This window comes from Kitasatospora sp. NPDC015120 (assembly GCF_043080305.1).
Classification (GTDB): domain Bacteria; phylum Actinomycetota; class Actinomycetes; order Streptomycetales; family Streptomycetaceae; genus Kitasatospora.
This window is the reverse complement of record NZ_JBIBVJ010000002.1, coordinates 383,553-398,981: the sequence shown is the minus strand read 5'-3', so window position 1 is coordinate 398,981 and position 15,429 is coordinate 383,553. Positions and strand designations below refer to the sequence as shown.

The window sequence follows — 15,429 nt, the reverse complement described above, 5'->3', positions numbered from 1 at the left end:
CCACACCGCCTGACGAACGTCGTCGAGGCCGCTCGGCCTGCTCTTGCTGTCATCGTTGACCTCCAGCAAGGAGCACCCCGGGTGTCCAGCACCACCAACACACGCAACACCCTGAAGACCGCCACCTTCGCCTGCGCCTGGTGCGGCCTGACCGTGTCCACGTTCGCCGGTGACGGCGCGCGGCGCAACCACTGCCCGTCCTGCCTGCACTCGCAGCACGTCCTCGACCACGTCGAGGGCGGTCCGAGCGCGTGCCACGGGCGGATGTCGCCGATCGCCATCGCCGTGCTGCGCACCGGCGACTGGATGGTCGTCCACCGCTGCGTGCGCTGCGACGAGTTGACGTCCAACCCGGTCTGCCGGGACGACAACCAGCTCATCCTGATGCGCATCGCCGTCCGGCCGCTGGCCCAACCGCCGTTCCCGCTCGAAGCGTTCGGCTCCCTCTGAACCGCCGCAGGAAAGGGAGACCGACCGTGCCACGACAGCGGAACAGCGGCGACGGCCGCCGCCGGCAGCGCCCCAAGGACGTCCTGCACGCCAGGGACGGGCACCGGGCGAACGACTTCCGGTGCGTCGGCTGCCGGCTGGACGTCCCGGTGGACGCCCCCGGCACCGTCCACCGCAACCACTGCCCGAACTGCCTGACCAGCCTCCACGTCGACCGTCGCGTCCCCGGTGACCGCGCCGCCGGCTGCCGGGGCCGGATGGAGCCGCTGGGCATGTCCGCGCGCCCGGACGGCGAGTGGATGATCGTCCACCAGTGCCTGTCCTGCGGCGAGCTGAGCACCAACCGGATCGCCGGCGACGACAACCCGCTGCCGCTGCTCCGGCTCGCGCTCCGGCCGTTGCGGGACGCGGACTTCGCCCGCCGCACGCTGTTCAGCCTGTGACCCCGCCGGTCTGGTCACCGCCCCCCGCACGGGCGGTGACCAGACCGGACTCGTAGGCCGCGATGACCGCCTGCGCGCGGTCGCGCACGTCGAGCTTGCCGAACAGGCTGGTGATGTGGTTCTTCACCGTGGACTGGCTGATGTCCATGGCCCGGGCGATGCCGGGATTGTCGAGGCCGGTGGCCATCAGCCGCCACACCTCCACCTCGCGCGGCGTGAGCTCCCCCGGGGCAACGGCGGGCGGCGACGGGGCACCGAGCGGCGCCCGGACGTAGGTGGAGATCAGCCGGGTGAGCAGGCGCGGGGCGACCACCGCCTCCCCGGTGTGGACGGTGCGGATCGCCGCCGCCAGGTCCTCCGGCGAGACGTCCTTGGGCAGGAACCCGTGCGCGCCGGCCCGCAGCGCGGCCACCACGTACTCGTCCATGTCGAAGGTGCTGAGCGCCAGGACCCGGCACGCCGGCAGGGTGCGGGCCAGCTCCTCGGTCGCGGCGACCCCGTCCAGGACGGGCATCCGGATGTCCATCACCACGACGTCGGGGCGCAGCCGGTGGGCGAGCGCGACGGCCTGCTCCCCGTCCTCGGCCTCACCGACCACGTCGAAGGCCGGGTCCGGCGAGAGGATCAGCGACAGACCGCGCCGCACCAGCGGCTGGTCGTCCACGATGAGCACCCGGATCCCGGGCTCGGCGGCCGTCACCGGACCGCCGCCTCTCCGTGCTGGACCGCCGCCTCGGACGTCTCCTCCGCCGCCAGTGGCAGTTCCGCCAGCACGGTGAAGCCGCCGTCCGGCCGGGGCCCGGCCTCCAGGGTGCCGCCGTGCAGGGCGACCCGCTCGCGCATGCCGATCAGGCCGTAGCCGCCCCGGCCCGGACCGTGGTCGGGGCCCCGGGGCGGGGCGCCCCCGCCGTCGTCGCGCACCTCGACGGTGATCCCGTCCGTGCGGTACGCCAGCAGGACGCGGGCGCGGGCCGGCCCCGCGTACTTGCGGGCGTTGGTGAGCCCCTCCTGGACGATCCGGAACACCGTCAGCCCGAGCGTCGGCGGCAGGGGCCGCGGGGAGCCGTGCACCTCGAAGTCGGTCGGCAGCCCGGCCCGGCGGGAGTCCTCGACCAGCCGGCCGAGGTCGTCCGCCCCGGGCTGGGGCGAGGCCGGGACGGCGTCCGGCACGTCGTCGGCCCGCAGGACGTTCAGCAGCTGGCGCATCTCGCGCAGCGCCAGTCGCCCGGAGGACTCCAGGGTGACCAGCGCGTCCCGGACCACCTCCGGGTTGCCGAGGTTGGCGCGGGCGCCGCCGGCCATCAGCTGCATGGTCGTGATGTGGTGAGCCACGATGTCGTGCAACTCCCGGGCGATGCGGCGGCGTTCCTCGGCCACCGCGCGGTCGGCCAGCAGCTTGCGGTTGGCGTTCACCTCGCGCTGCCAGCGGGCGACGGCGAGGCCGGTGCCGGTCACCAGGCCGGCGGAGCAGACGCCGGCGATGAACCCCTCCCAGGTGGGCGTGCGCAGGCCGCTCTGGCTCAGCATCGCCGTCAGCGCCGTGGCGGCGGCGGCGGCGGTGGCGACCGGCCAGGTGCGGTACCGGGCGGCCGCGTACAGCGCGACCGTCAGGACGGCGCCGAAGCGGATGCCCATCGGGCTCGCCAGGTCGATCACGGCCTGGATCGGCAGGACGGCGGCGAGCGCCAGGACCGGGTGCCGGCGCCGGGCGAGCAGGGGCACGCCCGACAGCGCGAGGAGCACGAAGACCGGTACGCCGACGGCGGGGGCGGCCTGCTCGTCCACCTCGCTGACGAGCAGGTGGGCGAGGAGGTCCAGGGTGCCGGTGACGACGGCGATCAGCGCGTCGGCCTGGGTCCACGGCAGACCGTCGGCGAGCTTCCGCGGCTTCTGCGCTTTCTGCGCTTTCTGCGCTTTCTGTGCCTTCTGCGCCTTCTGCAGCTTCTGCGGCTTCTCGGCCTTCCGGGGTTTCTCCGCCTTCTGCGGTTGCTCCGACCGGGGCTGCTCGGATGTCCGGGGGTCCGGCGTGTGCCGCGGCACCTCGTCCACGGGCGCCCCCGGGCGCTGACGCCCGTCCATTCCGTCCCTCGTCCTCCCGGCCGACCAGCCCTGATGACCTCATTCTGGCATCCGGCCGGCCGGCCCCGGATGGTCCCTCCGGCCGAGGACGGGCGGCCGGACCAGGAGCACGGTCCCGGTTCCGGGCCGGCGGGGGACCGGGGGCCCCGGTGCGGATCGTCCGCTGCCCGGACGCCCGGCACCCCTCTCACCTGATGGTCTGGAAGCAGGCCGGGAACCCCCGGCGCCAAGGCCGACGTTCGCGTCCATCAGCCGGAGGGCACCGTGATCCGCGCACTGACCGGATTCTCCACCAGGAACGCGTGGAAGGTCATCGTCCTATGGGTGGTGCTGGGGCTCGGGCTGACCGCGCTGGGCCCGCTGCTGCTCAACCGGGTCACGCAGTCCCAGACCGGGGACTTCCTGCCGAAGAGCTACGACTCGGCCGCCGCCCTGCGGATCGCCGAGGAGCAGTTCGGGGTGAAGCCCGACGCCACCACGATCACCGTGCTCGTCGCCCGGAGCGACGGCAAGGCGCTCACCGAGGGCGACCAGCGGCGGATCGAGGCCGGAGCGGCGGAACTCGGCAAGCGCCGGGTCGTCATGCCCAGGGTGAAGGACGAGCCGGCCTTCCTCAAGCCCGACCGCTCGCAGACCCCCCGGGTGGCCCCGGCGATGACGGCGCCCGACCGGAGCTTCGAACTGCTCTCCGTCGAACTGACCGGCAACGCCGTGGACGAGGGCGTCCAGGAGGTCTACCGGACCTTCCGGGACTCCGCCCGGGCGACGTTCGCCGACGCCGGGATGCGCACCGGGTTCACCGGCGGCCTGGCCGAGGCCACCGACAGCGCGGACGACAACCGGACCGCCGCGCTCATCGGCAGCAGCCTCGTCATCGTGCTGATCGTCCTGCTCAACGTGCTGGTGTTCCGCAGCGTGCTCGCGGCCGTGCTGCCGCTGCTCGCGGTCGCCATGATCGGCGGCGTCGCCGGCGGAGCGGTGGCCGGCGCGGCGGCGCTCACCGGCCTGCGGCTGGACTCCTCCACCCCGAGCCTGATCTCCGTGGTCCTGCTCGGCATCGGCGTCGACTACCTGCTGTTCCTGCTCTTCCGGTTCCGCGAGCACCTGCGCGCCCGGCCCGACCAGCCCGCCCGCGAGGCGGCCGCCGAGGTCTCCGCCCGGGTGGGCACCGCGATCACCTCCGCCGCGCTGACCATCGTCGCCGCCTTCGCCACCCTGGGCGTGGCGACCTTCGGACAGTTCCGCTCGCTCGGCCCGGCGATCGCCGTCGCCGTCCTGGTGATGCTGCTGGGCAGCCTCACCCTGATGCCGGCCCTGCTCGCCGCCTGCGGCCGCAAGATGTTCTGGCCCTCCCGCAGCCTGGACCGGGAACCGGGCGTCGGCACGGCCGCCCGCTACGGCGCCTTCGTCGCCCGGCGCCCGCTGGTCCTGCTGCTCGCCTCCGTCGCGCTGCTCGGCGCCCTCGCCGCCGGGATGACCGGGGTCCGGATGGACTACGGCCAGGGCGGCGGCTCGAAGACGGCGGCCGCGGCCACCGCCGCGGAGATCTCCCGCGCCCTGCCGGCGGGCGTGTCCGACCCGACCACCGTCTACGTCACCGCGCAGGGCGGCGGCACCCTGGACCCGGCCCGGCTCGACGGCCTCTCCCGCGCCCTCGCGAAGGTCGAGGGCGTCGGCCAGGTGGGCGGCACCGTCCTGAACGGGGACCGCCGCGCCGCCCGGATCGACCTCTTCCTCACCGCCGACCCGCAGAGCGCCCGCGCCCGCGAGCTGGCCTCCGGACCCGTCCGCGCCGCCGTCGCCGCCCACACCCCCGCCGGGACCAGCGCCCACGTCGGCGGCACGGCGGCGGTCTTCGCCGACGTCTCCGCCGCCGTCGACCACGACCTGACGATCGTCTTCCCGGTCGCCGCCGCCCTGATCGCCCTGATCCTGCTGCTCCTGCTGCGCAGCCTGCTCGCCCCGGTGGTGCTGATGCTCGCCGTCGGGCTCGGCTTCGCCGCCACCCTGGGCGCCGCCACCCTGCTGTTCCAGCACGTGCTGGACGAGCCCGGCGTCAACTTCACCCTTCCCCTGGTGCTGTTCCTGTTCGTGGTGGCCCTGGGCACCGACTACAACATCCTCATCACCGACCGGATCCGCGAGGAGATGCACCACCCCGGCCCGGCCCGCGCCGCGGTCGCCCGCGCCGTCCGCCACACCGCACCCGCCGTCGCCACCGCGGGCCTGGTCCTGGCCGGCTCCTTCGCGACCCTCGCCACCACCCCCGGCAGCGCCCAGATCGCCTTCGCCCTGACGCTCGGCATCCTGCTCTCCGCCGTCGTCCTCTCCCTCGGCCTGGTCCCCGCCCTGGCGACCCTCCTCGGCCGCTCCCTCTGGTGGCCGCTCCGCCCCACCCCGGCCTCCGCCCCGGCCCCCACGCCCGCCCCCACCCACTACGCCCCCACCCCCTGACCGGGCGCCCGCCTGCCCCGGGCGCCCACGGAGGCCCGGCCCCCACCCCGAGGGGCCGGGCCTCCGGCCTCGGCACGTCTCACCGCTCCCCGTGGAGCGCGGTGCCCAGGCCGCGTGCGTCGACGAGGTAGAGGCTGTCGATGATGTCGAGGCACCGGGCCCGAGTCGCAGGGTCCCCCTGGCGGTACAGGCGCAGTACCGTCTCGACCAGGTACCTCTCGACCAGAGAGCTTCCACGTCGCCCTTTACCGCTGCCGGCCGCGGCTACGGCCGCGAGTGCTTGGCAGGCCTTGAGCGCCCAGGAGGGGAGCCGAAGGGGCGACCGGGAGAGCGACAGGGCCAGGGTCTCGGGATGCTCGCCGAAAGCCGGGCTGGCGAGGAACGAATCGACGAGTCCGTCCGAGACCTCCGCCGACAACGAGGCCACTGCTCTCATCGAGCGTGCCGCTGCCTGGCGGATCGCCGCATCGTCGTCATGGAACAGCTCTCGGAGCAGCGGTGCACCGCCGCCCGGATCACCCGCGGCTGCCTCGGCGGCTCCCCGGCGAGCGGCGGATGTCAGCGCGGAGGCCTCTCCGGGCAAGGGGGCAATCAGCCGCCCCCCTATCGCGAGGACGGACCAGACCGCCCCGGCGTGGGCAGCCGCTCCTTCAGGGCCTTCGAGGCCCCGGACCAACTCCGGCGCGAAGCGCTCGGTGTCGTGGAAGAGGGAACAGGTGAGCAGTTCTTGAGTGGTCCGTGCATCGTGGATGTCGACCGGAGCTCCGGCGAAGAGACGTGCCGCGAGATCCAGCGCTTCCGTCGGAGCAGTAGGCAGCAGTGCGGTGACGGCGTCCGCCGCGCACACCCGAACGGCCGTGACCGGGTCCTGGACGAGTCGGTCCAGCAACGGGAACAGATCTCCCACGGGGGCGTTCGGTGTCCTGAGGAGCGCGCCGACGGCCAGGGCGGCCTCGCCCCGGGTGGAGTTCATTCCCGCTGTCAGGAGATCCCCGCTGTAGTAGTACTGCCCTTGGGATGCCTCGGTCCGCGCCGATTCGGTGGCGGGATCAGCGTCCTCGACGCAGTCGTTCAGCAGGGGGATCGTCGCGGGATGAGCCACGGCGTCCTGTGCCGTGGCGAGGACCGCTGAGCAGACGGTGCGGCCCACCTGCTCTCCGACGACCTGCCGGGCGTGGACACAGAGCTGCAACAGCGAGTCGATCGCCACCTTTCCGGTGACCGCATGGATCAGCGCGGCGAAGGCGGGAGGCGGAACGGTCTCGTCGAACCTGTGGCCCAGCCGGACGAACCGCTCCGGTCGGCGACGAGCCGCGGACTCCAGCAGCGAGGACAACTCGGTGGCTCCGCCCCGTGGCCGGTCCCCGCTCCAGTCGACGCCTTCCTCCGTGTATTTCTGCAGCGCGGTCAGCCATTGGCCATCCGTCATGTGCTCGCCGGCGGACGAGGCGACCGGAGGGCCGACCACGTCGGCCTCCATCGGACGTGGTTCACGCAGAACGTTTCGGCCGAACTTGCGTTCCAGTTCTCCGAGACGTTTTGCGGCCTCAGGAGTTCGGCGACGCTCGTCGACGGCGTCGAGGAGTACGTACTGGGCGCGCCCGAAGAGCCCCCGGCGCCCGGTGGTCCTTTCGGAATCCGGATAGTGACGGAGGAGAGTCCGGAGCAGCTGGGTCAGGGTCTCGTCCGAGCAGCTTCGGGTCGCTGAGGCGATGAGTTCGCGCGAAGCCCAGAAAGGACTGTCCAGCCAGCCGAGACGGAGGCGTTCGGGCGCCGCGGTGAGCCACACCAGGGCCTCGTCCGGCCGGTTCCACCGGGCGTAGGCCCGGCAGGCGAGGAAATTCAGGGCCCACCCCTCACCCGCCGCCAGGACTCCCATCACCTCCGCGACGGCGGAGGGCTCCCGTTCGGCCAGCGTCCGCAGCGCGTCGTGCGCCGCCGCGTACAGGGCGTCGCTGATGTCGGGTTCGAACGGGGAGGGTGGATGCGTCCAGCGGGACTGCGGAACGGCTGCCTCCGGGTCGGCGGCGTGGTTCGACTCCACCACGGCGACGACGAAGGGCAGCACGTGGTCGAGGGTGGCTCCGGGTACCGCCGCCGCTGTCTCGACGACGAGGGGGCCCGCTCGGGATCCGCCGGGCGTAGGCACGTGACCGGAGTCGAACGGGTCGCTCCAACCGGCGGCGGCGGTCCGACAGAGCGCCCGGGCGAGGAAGGACCCCAGCACGCGGATCGCGGATGCCGCGTCCTGCTGGGCCAACTGTTCGAACAAATCCCAGAAGGCTGCACCGGTGGCGGACCGCCAATCGGTGTTGTCGTCGAAGTCCCCTCGTTCGATGAGCCGGTGGACCAGATGGGCGGAGAACGGTGTCGGCCACTTGCCGAGCCACTCGCGGATCCGCTGTCGCCACGGCTCGTCGGCGTCCGCGTACGGTTCCAGGAGTTCCAGTACCCGCTCGGGGCGCTCCTCCGTGCACCACTCCAGCTGCCGGAAGACCAGCGGGAGCGTGCGAGAGTCGGCGAGCCACTGTTCCCATCGCCCAGTATCGGCAGCATCGAACCACGCGGGCCGGGAGAGCAGGTCCCGCAGCCGCTCCGCGGTGACTCCCTCGCCCCACGCGAGCGGGTCCAGGACTGCCCAGTCCTCGCTCGTGGCGTCGAGGTCCTCCAGCACCGCGAGGGCGACGAAATGCAGATGCGGCCGCACCAGCCCGGAGGCCAGCAGACGGACCACCGTGCGACGGAACTCGGCACGGTCCGTATTGCGCAGGTGCTCCAGCACCTGCCGGGTCTGGGCACGGCGGAACAGTGCCTGGCCGCTCGCGGCGAGGAAGTCGTGGAGGTCGTGACCGGACCGGACGAAGGAGCGGGCGAAGAGGTAGTCGAAGTACGTCTCGTGGAAGAACCCGATGCGGTCGCCGTCCGCTCGGAAGAGGACCCCGGCCGAGACGAGTGCGGCCAGATCGGCTCGGGCGAACCGGTCCAGGAGGGCGTGGGGCACGGTGAGGGTCTCGCGCCGGCTCATCTCGTCGACCAGCTGACCGGTGATGTCAGGCCAGACGTCGGCGGGGAGCGACCGCTCGATCCCGCGGCGCGTCTCCTCGGTGTACTGGGCGTAGAGCTCTTGGAGACTCCGGTACGGCGCCGTCCGCGCGCTCGGCGAGAGCTTGCCGAAGACCGCGAGGTGCAGCGGGGTGCGCAGGAGTTGCAGGGTGTCCCTGCCCAGTGCCCGCCAGCAGGTGCCGTCCGCTTCGAGGACGGTGCGCACGGCCTCGTCGTCGAGGGGGCCAAGCGGGAAGCGTTCCACCGTCCTCTCCTGCCTGACCAGGCTCGTCAGGCGGGGATCCTTCTCGACATCGATGCTCCTGGCCACCAGGACGATCTTGACGTTCGACGAGTCGGCCAGGGTCTCCAGCATCTCGTCCACCGCCTCGAAGGCGTCGGGCATGCGCCCGCTGTAGCTGCTCGCGGCGTCGAGCTGGTCCACGACGAGCAGCGCCGGAGCACCACTCGCCATCCGGGCGATCACCGTGGCAGGTGAGCCGGGGAGGCTCAGCCGCCGTCCCACGGCCTCGGCGGTCCGGTCCTCCGCTGCCATCTCGTCCATGCGGAAGGGCAGTACGGGCCACCCGTGGTCCTCAGCCAGGGCGACGACCTCGCCCACCACCGTCGACTTCCCCATACCCGCAGAGCCCTCGCACACGATGGTCGTCGGTGCGTCCTCGGCGACCAGCCGCCCGAACAGTTGCCGTGCATAGGGACTGGCGGCCAGCCCGAACGTCGGTCGTGCACGATCGGTGCGCCGCAGGAACCGCCGTTTGACCGAGTGCACCGCTCGTCGGTCTGACTCGGGGGTGCCCGGGTGGGGCGAGCCGCCAGTCGAAGAGACAGTGAGGTTCTCGATGTTGCCCACGATCACGTTGCCGCCGGGGGACAGCATGATGTCCTGATTCGCGGCGGGGACGGGGCTGCCGGCCACCCCGGTGCCATGTCGTCCTGCGGAGTGGTCGCGCACGAGACGCTGCAGACGCGATGCCGCCCCGTCGCGTTCCTCCGGGGCGAGCCGCTCCAGCAGGTCGATGAAGCGGTTCTGCCAGGCCACGGTGCAACGGGGGACGACGGCCCAGTCCTCCGAGCCGCCGACCGTCCGCAGTTCTGCCGCGGTCGCCGCCAGGCGGGCCCGCTCCGACCGTTCGTCCTGCCCGCCCTCCCGGGCGAGCCAGGAAGCCACTTGCGGGAGGAACGACGGCCAGTGAGCGGTGCCTGCCGCTTTTACGACGGCGGTACCGGCCTCGGTCGCGATGGCGAAATAGGTTTCCGACAACACGCTTTCCCCCTGGTCGGTCGCGGCCCACGATAGCCGGTCCGGTCCGCCCGCGCAGGGAATCCGCCGTTATCCGCCGTCCGCCGCGTTCCCGTCCTCGCCGAAGAGCTTCGAAAGGGGGCATTTCTCCTGGTCAGGGGCTATATCCACGATGCCCGCGCCGGCGGCCGGGAAGAAGGAAACGGGAAACACCTATTTTTTCTGCGGGTCGCCGCCGCGCGGTGTCAGAGTGGGCGACAGGTCGATCGTGGGAAGTTCGACGGCCCATCGGACCACTGCTGGACAAAGGACGGAATTCTGCATGTCTTTGATCTTCGTGAACTACCGGACCGGGGACGAGGAGGTGATCGCCACGCTCGTGGACCGGGGGCTGTCGCGGGTGTTCGGCACCGGGAACGTGTTCCGGGCGAACAAGTCGATCGGACCGGGGACGTGCTTTCCCCAGGAACTCCTCACGGCCGTCCGGCGCAGCAAGGTACTGCTGGCCGTGATCGGTCCCCGCTGGCTGGAGGCGGAGGGTGCGGCTGGGCGGAGTTTCCTGGAGGACGCGGAGGACTGGACCCGGCGGGAGATCGCGGAAGCGCTCGACACCGGCGCCGTGGTCATCCCCCTGTTGGTCGGTGGGGCGAAGCGGCTTCGGCACGAGGACCTCCCTGCGCAGATCGAGGGCCTCGCCGACTGCCGGCCTCGTCGGCTCGACCACCGGAACGTGGACGCCGATCTCGGGAAGCTGTCCGACGACCTCGTGGAACTGCTGCCCGAACTCGGCGTGGCGGCACGGGACAGCGAGTACCGGTCGGTCCTGGCCTTGCCGGAGGCGCCGCCGCACCGGACCGGGAGCGCCAAGGTGATCCAGCACCTGCAGTACGGGGGGATCGGGAGGATCGCTGGCGACTTCTCCGGAACCTTCATCAATGAATCCCACAGGCCCGTCCACACGGGCAGTGGTCACCTCTACCAGTCGGGTGACGAGCGGGCATGACCGGGGATGACCGGATTCGGGTGTCATCGACGTCGGATGCCTTCACGGGTGTCTGCCGGCGCGTCGAGGCGTACTGTGCCGGCACGGTGTTGCCGTGCGGGCCGGCGACACCGTGCGAGGCCGGCGGGCCCGCTTCATGGGAGGACCTTCGGGCCCGCACCCGCGACGGAACCACCGACAGCCCCGAGCGGATCGCGGTGTGGCGTCATGTCGCACGCCACGTCCGCGAGGAGTCGTGCACCGGCGGCGAACGGATCTGGACGCTGGCCGCCGTCGGGCTGCTTGTGCCTCGGCTGCACGGCGCGGCGTACGCGATCGCCCGCCGGACGGGAGCCGAGCGGGCCGACGTCGGTTCCGCGTTGCTGCTGGGAGTGCTGGAGGGCGCACGGACCGTCCCGGAGGCATCGGCGGGCATCGAGCAGCACCTGATGGACGCGGCGTTCGCCGCCGGGTGGCGGACCGGTCGACGCGGCTCCAGGGAGACCCCGGCGGGGGAGCGGGACGCGGCACGGGACGAGGCGCAGCCCTCGTTCGTGCTCCGGACGCCCGGCGTTGTCTCCGTCGGTGCGATGTCCGGCAGACTGCTCCAACGGGCTCAGGGCGAACGCCTGGGGGCGCTGGCCCATCGCCTGGGTCTTCTTCCGCACGTGCGCGAGGTCCGCAGGGCCGGTCGGTCCCGGCACGGCGGACCGCTCGGCGGTGACCACCGCACGCGGGGCGAGCAGCCCGCCCTGTTCGAGCTGCGCCGGACAGGAGGGTTCAACCATGACGCGCCGTCATGACGAGTTCGTGCCGTTCTCGGTGGTCTTCGGTCTTCCGACGGAAGTCGGTCTGAGGGTCGCCGCGAAGGCGCTGGGCCTGAGTCCGACCACCGCGTACCGACGGATCCGCCGCGGCGACTTCCCCTGCGCGCTGCGCAAGGCCGGCCGGACGTACGTCGTACGGATGCCGGACTTGATGCGCGCACTCGGCATCCAGGACGTGCGGGTCCACCATGACGACATCGAAGCAGGAGCCCGGTTTTCGGCCGGGATGACCGACGACTGACGCCGAAGCCGGCGAAGGCCCGGGCCGCGGGGTGCGGCTCGGGCCTTCATGGAACGGAGGGCGTGAGATTCGAGATCGTGAGGGTCTGCCCCCCGGCGCGCTCACTCCCGGGTTCGGCCGGGGCGCCCGCGCCGGTGCTCAGCCGCCGCCGTAGGTGGCCTGGGTGACGGCGAAGACGTTGCGGCCGCCCGTGGTCTCCTGCAGCGACCACAGCAGGTCGGGGTTGGTGGTGTCCTCCCAGTAGGAGAGGCTCTCGCCGCCGCCCACCCAGGCGAAGGTGGACGGGCCCGCGGTCGGGGTCCAGTAGTAGAGCTTCTTCTGCCCGGAGGAGTTGAACCACCACCGGCCGTTGTGGGACGCCGTGCCGTTGAGGTTGTACCAGGGCAGCTGGAGCGCCTGGGCGGCGGTCGTCGTCGCGGCGAACGTCGTCGCCCCCGGGGCGAAGGGGAAGCGGACGGCCCGCGGCGGGCGGTTGGGGTAGCCGGTGCAGCCGGACTGGCAGGTGTACTCCGCCATCACGATCGACTTGCTGACCCGGTCCAGGGAGATCGACGACCACACCAGATTGGTGCCGGAGGTCGTCCGCGAGGTGACGGTGCCGATCTGGGGCAGGACGTAGGCGTAGTTGTGCGCGTAGTAGGCGCCGTCGGGCTGGCGGCCGATCTGGTCCGCGGTGCCGCCGGAGTCGGTGTTGAGGATCTTGCGCATGTCGAAGACGCGCATGCCGCGCCCGGTGTCGGCGACGTAGAGGTAGTCGCCGTACCAGGAGACACCGCCGGCGTGGATCGGGATGTCCTTGAAGTCCGGTGCCGCCGCCGTGCCGGTCGGCTCCACCAGGAGGATCTTCCGGTAGGTGTTGGGATAGGTGGCGTCCCAGTCGACCAGGGTGATCCGGCTGCGCTGCTGGGCGCCGTCGCAGCCGTCCTTGGTGTACCAGCTCACCAGCACGAGCTGATGACCGTCGTAGTTGCCGCTGTCCGCCGTCCCCACGGCGTCCCGGCTCGTCGTGATGCCCTGCGGGAAGCTCTGGCAGTCGGAGTTGTCGCCGTCGTCGAAGCGGAACCCGGTGGACAGGCCGGCGACGGAGAACGAGGCGGGGAGCGCCTGCCGGTCGTGGTTCGCGTGTTCCATCACCGTGTGCACGGCCGAGGTCCCCAGCGTGGTGACGAGGGCCGAGTCGAGCGCGTCGAACTGGTGGTAGTCCGCCGTGAGCGTGTACTCGGACGCGTTCAGGGCCGTCGGCGCCACAGCGGCCGCGGCCGGCGGCGCACCGACGAGCGCGCCGGTGACCAGCAGACCGGCGGCGAGCACCGCGCGTGCCGCTGTTCTGACATGACTGATCATCAAGGGGGCCTTTCCGCGCGAATGGATCAACAGCCGCTCACGCTAGGGCCGTTTTGAGCATGTCCGCAACATCTTTCGAGGGGCCGGCTACTTGCTTCCCGGTGTCCACTTCATGCCGAGCCGGTACGCCCGGGAGATCACGTCCTGGATGCCGGGACCGTCCTGCGGGGTGAACCAGCGCACCTCGCGCCCGACCACGAGCTCGCCCTTCTGCCGTTTGATCAGGGCGATGGCGCACGCGTGGGCGTGCGGCGGGCAGTCGTCGAGGCGCACCTCGAACCGGTCGCCGCGGTCGGAGGTGAGGGTCACCACCGCGTCGAGGCCGCGGAAGTCCCCGGCGCCCTCGTAGATGTAGACGAAGAGCAGCAGTTTCGAGAACGCGGCCTGGTGGTCCAGGTCGATCACGAGGTTCTCGCCCGCCGCCCGCGCGCCGGTCCGGTCGTCCGCGTCCAGCGCGACGTACGGGAAGCGGCCCGTCGCGCCGAACGCGTTCCCCAGCGCCTGGACCACGGTCTTGCTGCCGTCGGTGAACCGGATCATGCAGCCGAGGTCGAGGTCCACGTCCTTGACCGCCCCGGCCCGCAGCACGGCCCGCACCTTGCCGAACACGCCCCGGGCCTGCTGCACCTCCCGCTGCGCGGCGGCCCGGGGCGAGGTCCAGTTGAGATTGACCCGGATGAGACCGGACGTCACGCCGTGCTTGTCCAGGGAGACGGTGGGGGACGCTTTCGTGAGGACTACCGTGCCGGAGGCCATGGGGCGGCACCCTTCGGGGAGAGCGGGCAGGACGGGGTGTGGTGGACATCAAAGCCCCGGCCCGTGCCGGCGGGGCGGACGTTCGCCGATTCGTGACTGCTCCGTCACCGGATCGCCGACGACGGGCCCGGATCTCCGGATCGAGCAGGAATCGAGAAGCACGGCCCACGGGCCGCGTCTAGCCTGCGAGGCATGGAGATCACCATTCACACGACCGTCCTCCCGCACGACGACCCGGACGCGTCGCTCGCCTTCTACCGCGACGTCCTCGGCTTCGAGGTCCGCAGCGATGTGGGGCAGGGCCGGATGCGCTGGATCACGGTCGGCCCGCCCGGGCAGCCCGGCACGTCGATCCTTCTGGCGCCGCCCGCCGCCGATCCCGGCATCACCGAGGACGAGCGGCGCATGATCACCGAGATGATGGCCAAGGGCACGTACGGCTGGATCCTGCTGGCCACCCCGGACCTCGACGCCACGTTCGAGAAGGTGCAGGCCGGCGACACGGAGGTCGTCCAGGAGCCGACCGAGCAGCCGTACGGCGTCCGTGACTGCGCCTTCCGCGACCCCGCGGGCAACCTGGTCCGCATCCAGGAGGACAGGGGGAGGGGCGCCCGTGTGTCCGTCTGAATGGCGGCGCGCACGGATCCAGGCACAGCGCCTGGACGATCTCGCGCGGCTGCGCCGGGTCCGCGACCGGATCGACCGGGAGTACGCGCAGCCGCTGAACGTCGAGGCGCTCGCCCGCGAGGTGCACATGTCCGCCGGACACCTGAGCCGGCAGTTCCGGGCGGCCTACGGCGACTCGCCGTACGCGTATCTGATGACGCGTCGCATCGAGCGGGCGGCGGCCCTGCTGCGGCGGGGCGACCTCAGCGTCACCGAGGTCTGCTTCTCGGTGGGCTGCGCGTCGCTGGGCACGTTCACCACCCGCTTCACCGAACTGGTCGGCATGTCGCCCGGGGCCTTCCGGCGCCAGGCGGCCGAGGCGGCGGCGCTCACGGTGGAGGGGATGCCGGCGTGTGTCGCGAAGCAGGTCACGAGACCGGTCAGGAATCGAGAAGTCCCGGCCACCGGCCGGCCCCTAGCGTGATCGTCACGCACCGCACACGTCCGACAGATGCAGATGGAGAGACGACATGAAGGCGCACGTGAGTTCGATCCTGCTGGGTGTCCGCGACCTGGAGGCCGCCAAGCGCTTCTACACCGAGGGGCTCGGCTGGCAGATCCGGAACGACTACGGCATCTCGGTGTTCTTCGAGTCGGACGGCGCCTCGCCCGTCGGCTTCTACGGCCGCGAGGGCCTCGCCGACCTGGTGGGCACGAGCGCGGAGGGCAGCGGCTTCAGCGGCCTGGTCCTCACCTACGTCGTCCGCAGCGAGACGCGGGTCGACGAGGTGATGGCGGAGGCCGCGAAGGCGGGCGCCACGATCCTCAAGCCCGCCGGCGCCCTGCCGTGGGGCGGGTACGGCGGCACCTTCGCCGACCCGGACGGCTACGTCTGGAGCCTCGGCTACAGCGCCCAGGGGGCCGACCAGCCCTACGCGGAATAG

Annotated in this window: 14 protein-coding genes; 9 read left to right on the top strand and 5 right to left on the bottom strand. The window is 72.1% G+C overall.

The annotated features are described in order from the left end of the window. Nucleotides 1-81 precede the first annotated feature (81 nt). Nucleotides 82-450, top strand: a complete 369-nt coding sequence (locus ACF1AK_RS06555; RefSeq protein ID WP_391497640.1) for an RNHCP domain-containing protein — start codon at nucleotides 82-84, stop codon at nucleotides 448-450. 26 nt (nucleotides 451-476) lie between these two features. Then, nucleotides 477-893, top strand: a complete 417-nt coding sequence (locus ACF1AK_RS06550; protein WP_391497639.1) for an RNHCP domain-containing protein — start codon at nucleotides 477-479, stop codon at nucleotides 891-893. On the opposite strand, the gene ACF1AK_RS06545 is transcribed toward ACF1AK_RS06550, so the two are convergent. Further along, entirely contained in the window at nucleotides 883-1,593 is a 711-nt protein-coding gene (locus ACF1AK_RS06545) for a response regulator (protein WP_391497638.1), read from the bottom strand. The genes ACF1AK_RS06550 and ACF1AK_RS06545 overlap by 11 nt on opposite strands. Next, nucleotides 1,590-2,972, bottom strand: coding sequence for a sensor histidine kinase (locus ACF1AK_RS06540; protein WP_391497637.1), 1,383 nt, complete (start codon nucleotides 2,970-2,972; stop codon nucleotides 1,590-1,592). The genes ACF1AK_RS06545 and ACF1AK_RS06540 overlap by 4 nt, the downstream gene beginning before the upstream one ends. 264 nt (nucleotides 2,973-3,236) lie before the next feature. Between ACF1AK_RS06540 and ACF1AK_RS06535 the strand changes: the two genes are divergently transcribed. After that, nucleotides 3,237-5,426 carry an MMPL family transporter gene (locus tag ACF1AK_RS06535; protein WP_391497636.1) on the top strand — a complete coding sequence of 730 codons (2,190 nt, stop codon included), beginning with the start codon at nucleotides 3,237-3,239 and terminating at the stop codon, nucleotides 5,424-5,426. 79 nt (nucleotides 5,427-5,505) lie between these two features. Here ACF1AK_RS06535 and ACF1AK_RS06530 read toward each other — a convergent pair whose 3' ends face one another. Further along, nucleotides 5,506-9,753, bottom strand: coding sequence for a hypothetical protein (locus ACF1AK_RS06530; protein WP_391497635.1), 4,248 nt, complete (start codon nucleotides 9,751-9,753; stop codon nucleotides 5,506-5,508). A 298-nt stretch (nucleotides 9,754-10,051) separates the two neighbouring features. Here ACF1AK_RS06530 and ACF1AK_RS06525 point away from each other — a divergent pair, with 298 nt between their 5' ends. The 3 genes from ACF1AK_RS06525 (at nucleotide 10,052) to ACF1AK_RS06515 (ending at nucleotide 11,779) form a co-directional block, all read left to right on the top strand. After that, nucleotides 10,052-10,732, top strand: coding sequence for a toll/interleukin-1 receptor domain-containing protein (locus ACF1AK_RS06525; RefSeq protein ID WP_391497634.1), 681 nt, complete (start codon nucleotides 10,052-10,054; stop codon nucleotides 10,730-10,732). 197 nt (nucleotides 10,733-10,929) lie between these two features. Beyond that, a complete protein-coding gene (locus tag ACF1AK_RS06520) occupies nucleotides 10,930-11,514 on the top strand; it encodes a hypothetical protein (RefSeq protein ID WP_391497633.1) in 585 nt (194 codons plus the stop codon). Continuing rightward, nucleotides 11,498-11,779, top strand: a complete 282-nt coding sequence (locus ACF1AK_RS06515) for a helix-turn-helix transcriptional regulator (protein ID WP_391497632.1) — start codon at nucleotides 11,498-11,500, stop codon at nucleotides 11,777-11,779. Before ACF1AK_RS06520 ends, ACF1AK_RS06515 begins: the two co-directional genes overlap by 17 nt. A gap of 138 nt (nucleotides 11,780-11,917) precedes the next feature. Here the strand turns inward: ACF1AK_RS06515 and ACF1AK_RS06510 are convergent, their stop codons facing one another. Both ACF1AK_RS06510 and ACF1AK_RS06505 read right to left on the bottom strand, forming a co-directional pair. Beyond that, nucleotides 11,918-13,123 carry a hypothetical protein gene (locus tag ACF1AK_RS06510; protein ID WP_391497631.1) on the bottom strand — a complete coding sequence of 402 codons (1,206 nt, stop codon included), beginning with the start codon at nucleotides 13,121-13,123 and terminating at the stop codon, nucleotides 11,918-11,920. Nucleotides 13,124-13,210: 87 nt separating this feature from the next. Beyond that, the gene (locus ACF1AK_RS06505) at nucleotides 13,211-13,879 is read right to left on the bottom strand and encodes a hypothetical protein (protein WP_391497630.1); all 669 of its coding nucleotides are present in this window, start codon (nucleotides 13,877-13,879) and stop codon (nucleotides 13,211-13,213) included. Nucleotides 13,880-14,071: 192 nt separating this feature from the next. On the opposite strand from ACF1AK_RS06505, the gene ACF1AK_RS06500 reads away from it, so the two are divergent. The 3 genes from ACF1AK_RS06500 to ACF1AK_RS06490 are packed head-to-tail and all read left to right on the top strand — an operon-like array spanning nucleotide 14,072 to nucleotide 15,429. Continuing rightward, entirely contained in the window at nucleotides 14,072-14,506 is a 435-nt protein-coding gene (locus tag ACF1AK_RS06500; RefSeq protein WP_391497629.1) for a VOC family protein, read from the top strand. Next, complete coding sequence (locus tag ACF1AK_RS06495; RefSeq protein WP_391497628.1) at nucleotides 14,493-14,969, top strand: helix-turn-helix transcriptional regulator; 477 nt, start codon at nucleotides 14,493-14,495, stop codon at nucleotides 14,967-14,969. The genes ACF1AK_RS06500 and ACF1AK_RS06495 overlap by 14 nt, the downstream gene beginning before the upstream one ends. A gap of 46 nt (nucleotides 14,970-15,015) precedes the next feature. After that, on the top strand, nucleotides 15,016-15,429 hold the full coding sequence (locus ACF1AK_RS06490; RefSeq protein WP_391497627.1) for a VOC family protein: 414 nt from the start codon (nucleotides 15,016-15,018) through the stop codon (nucleotides 15,427-15,429).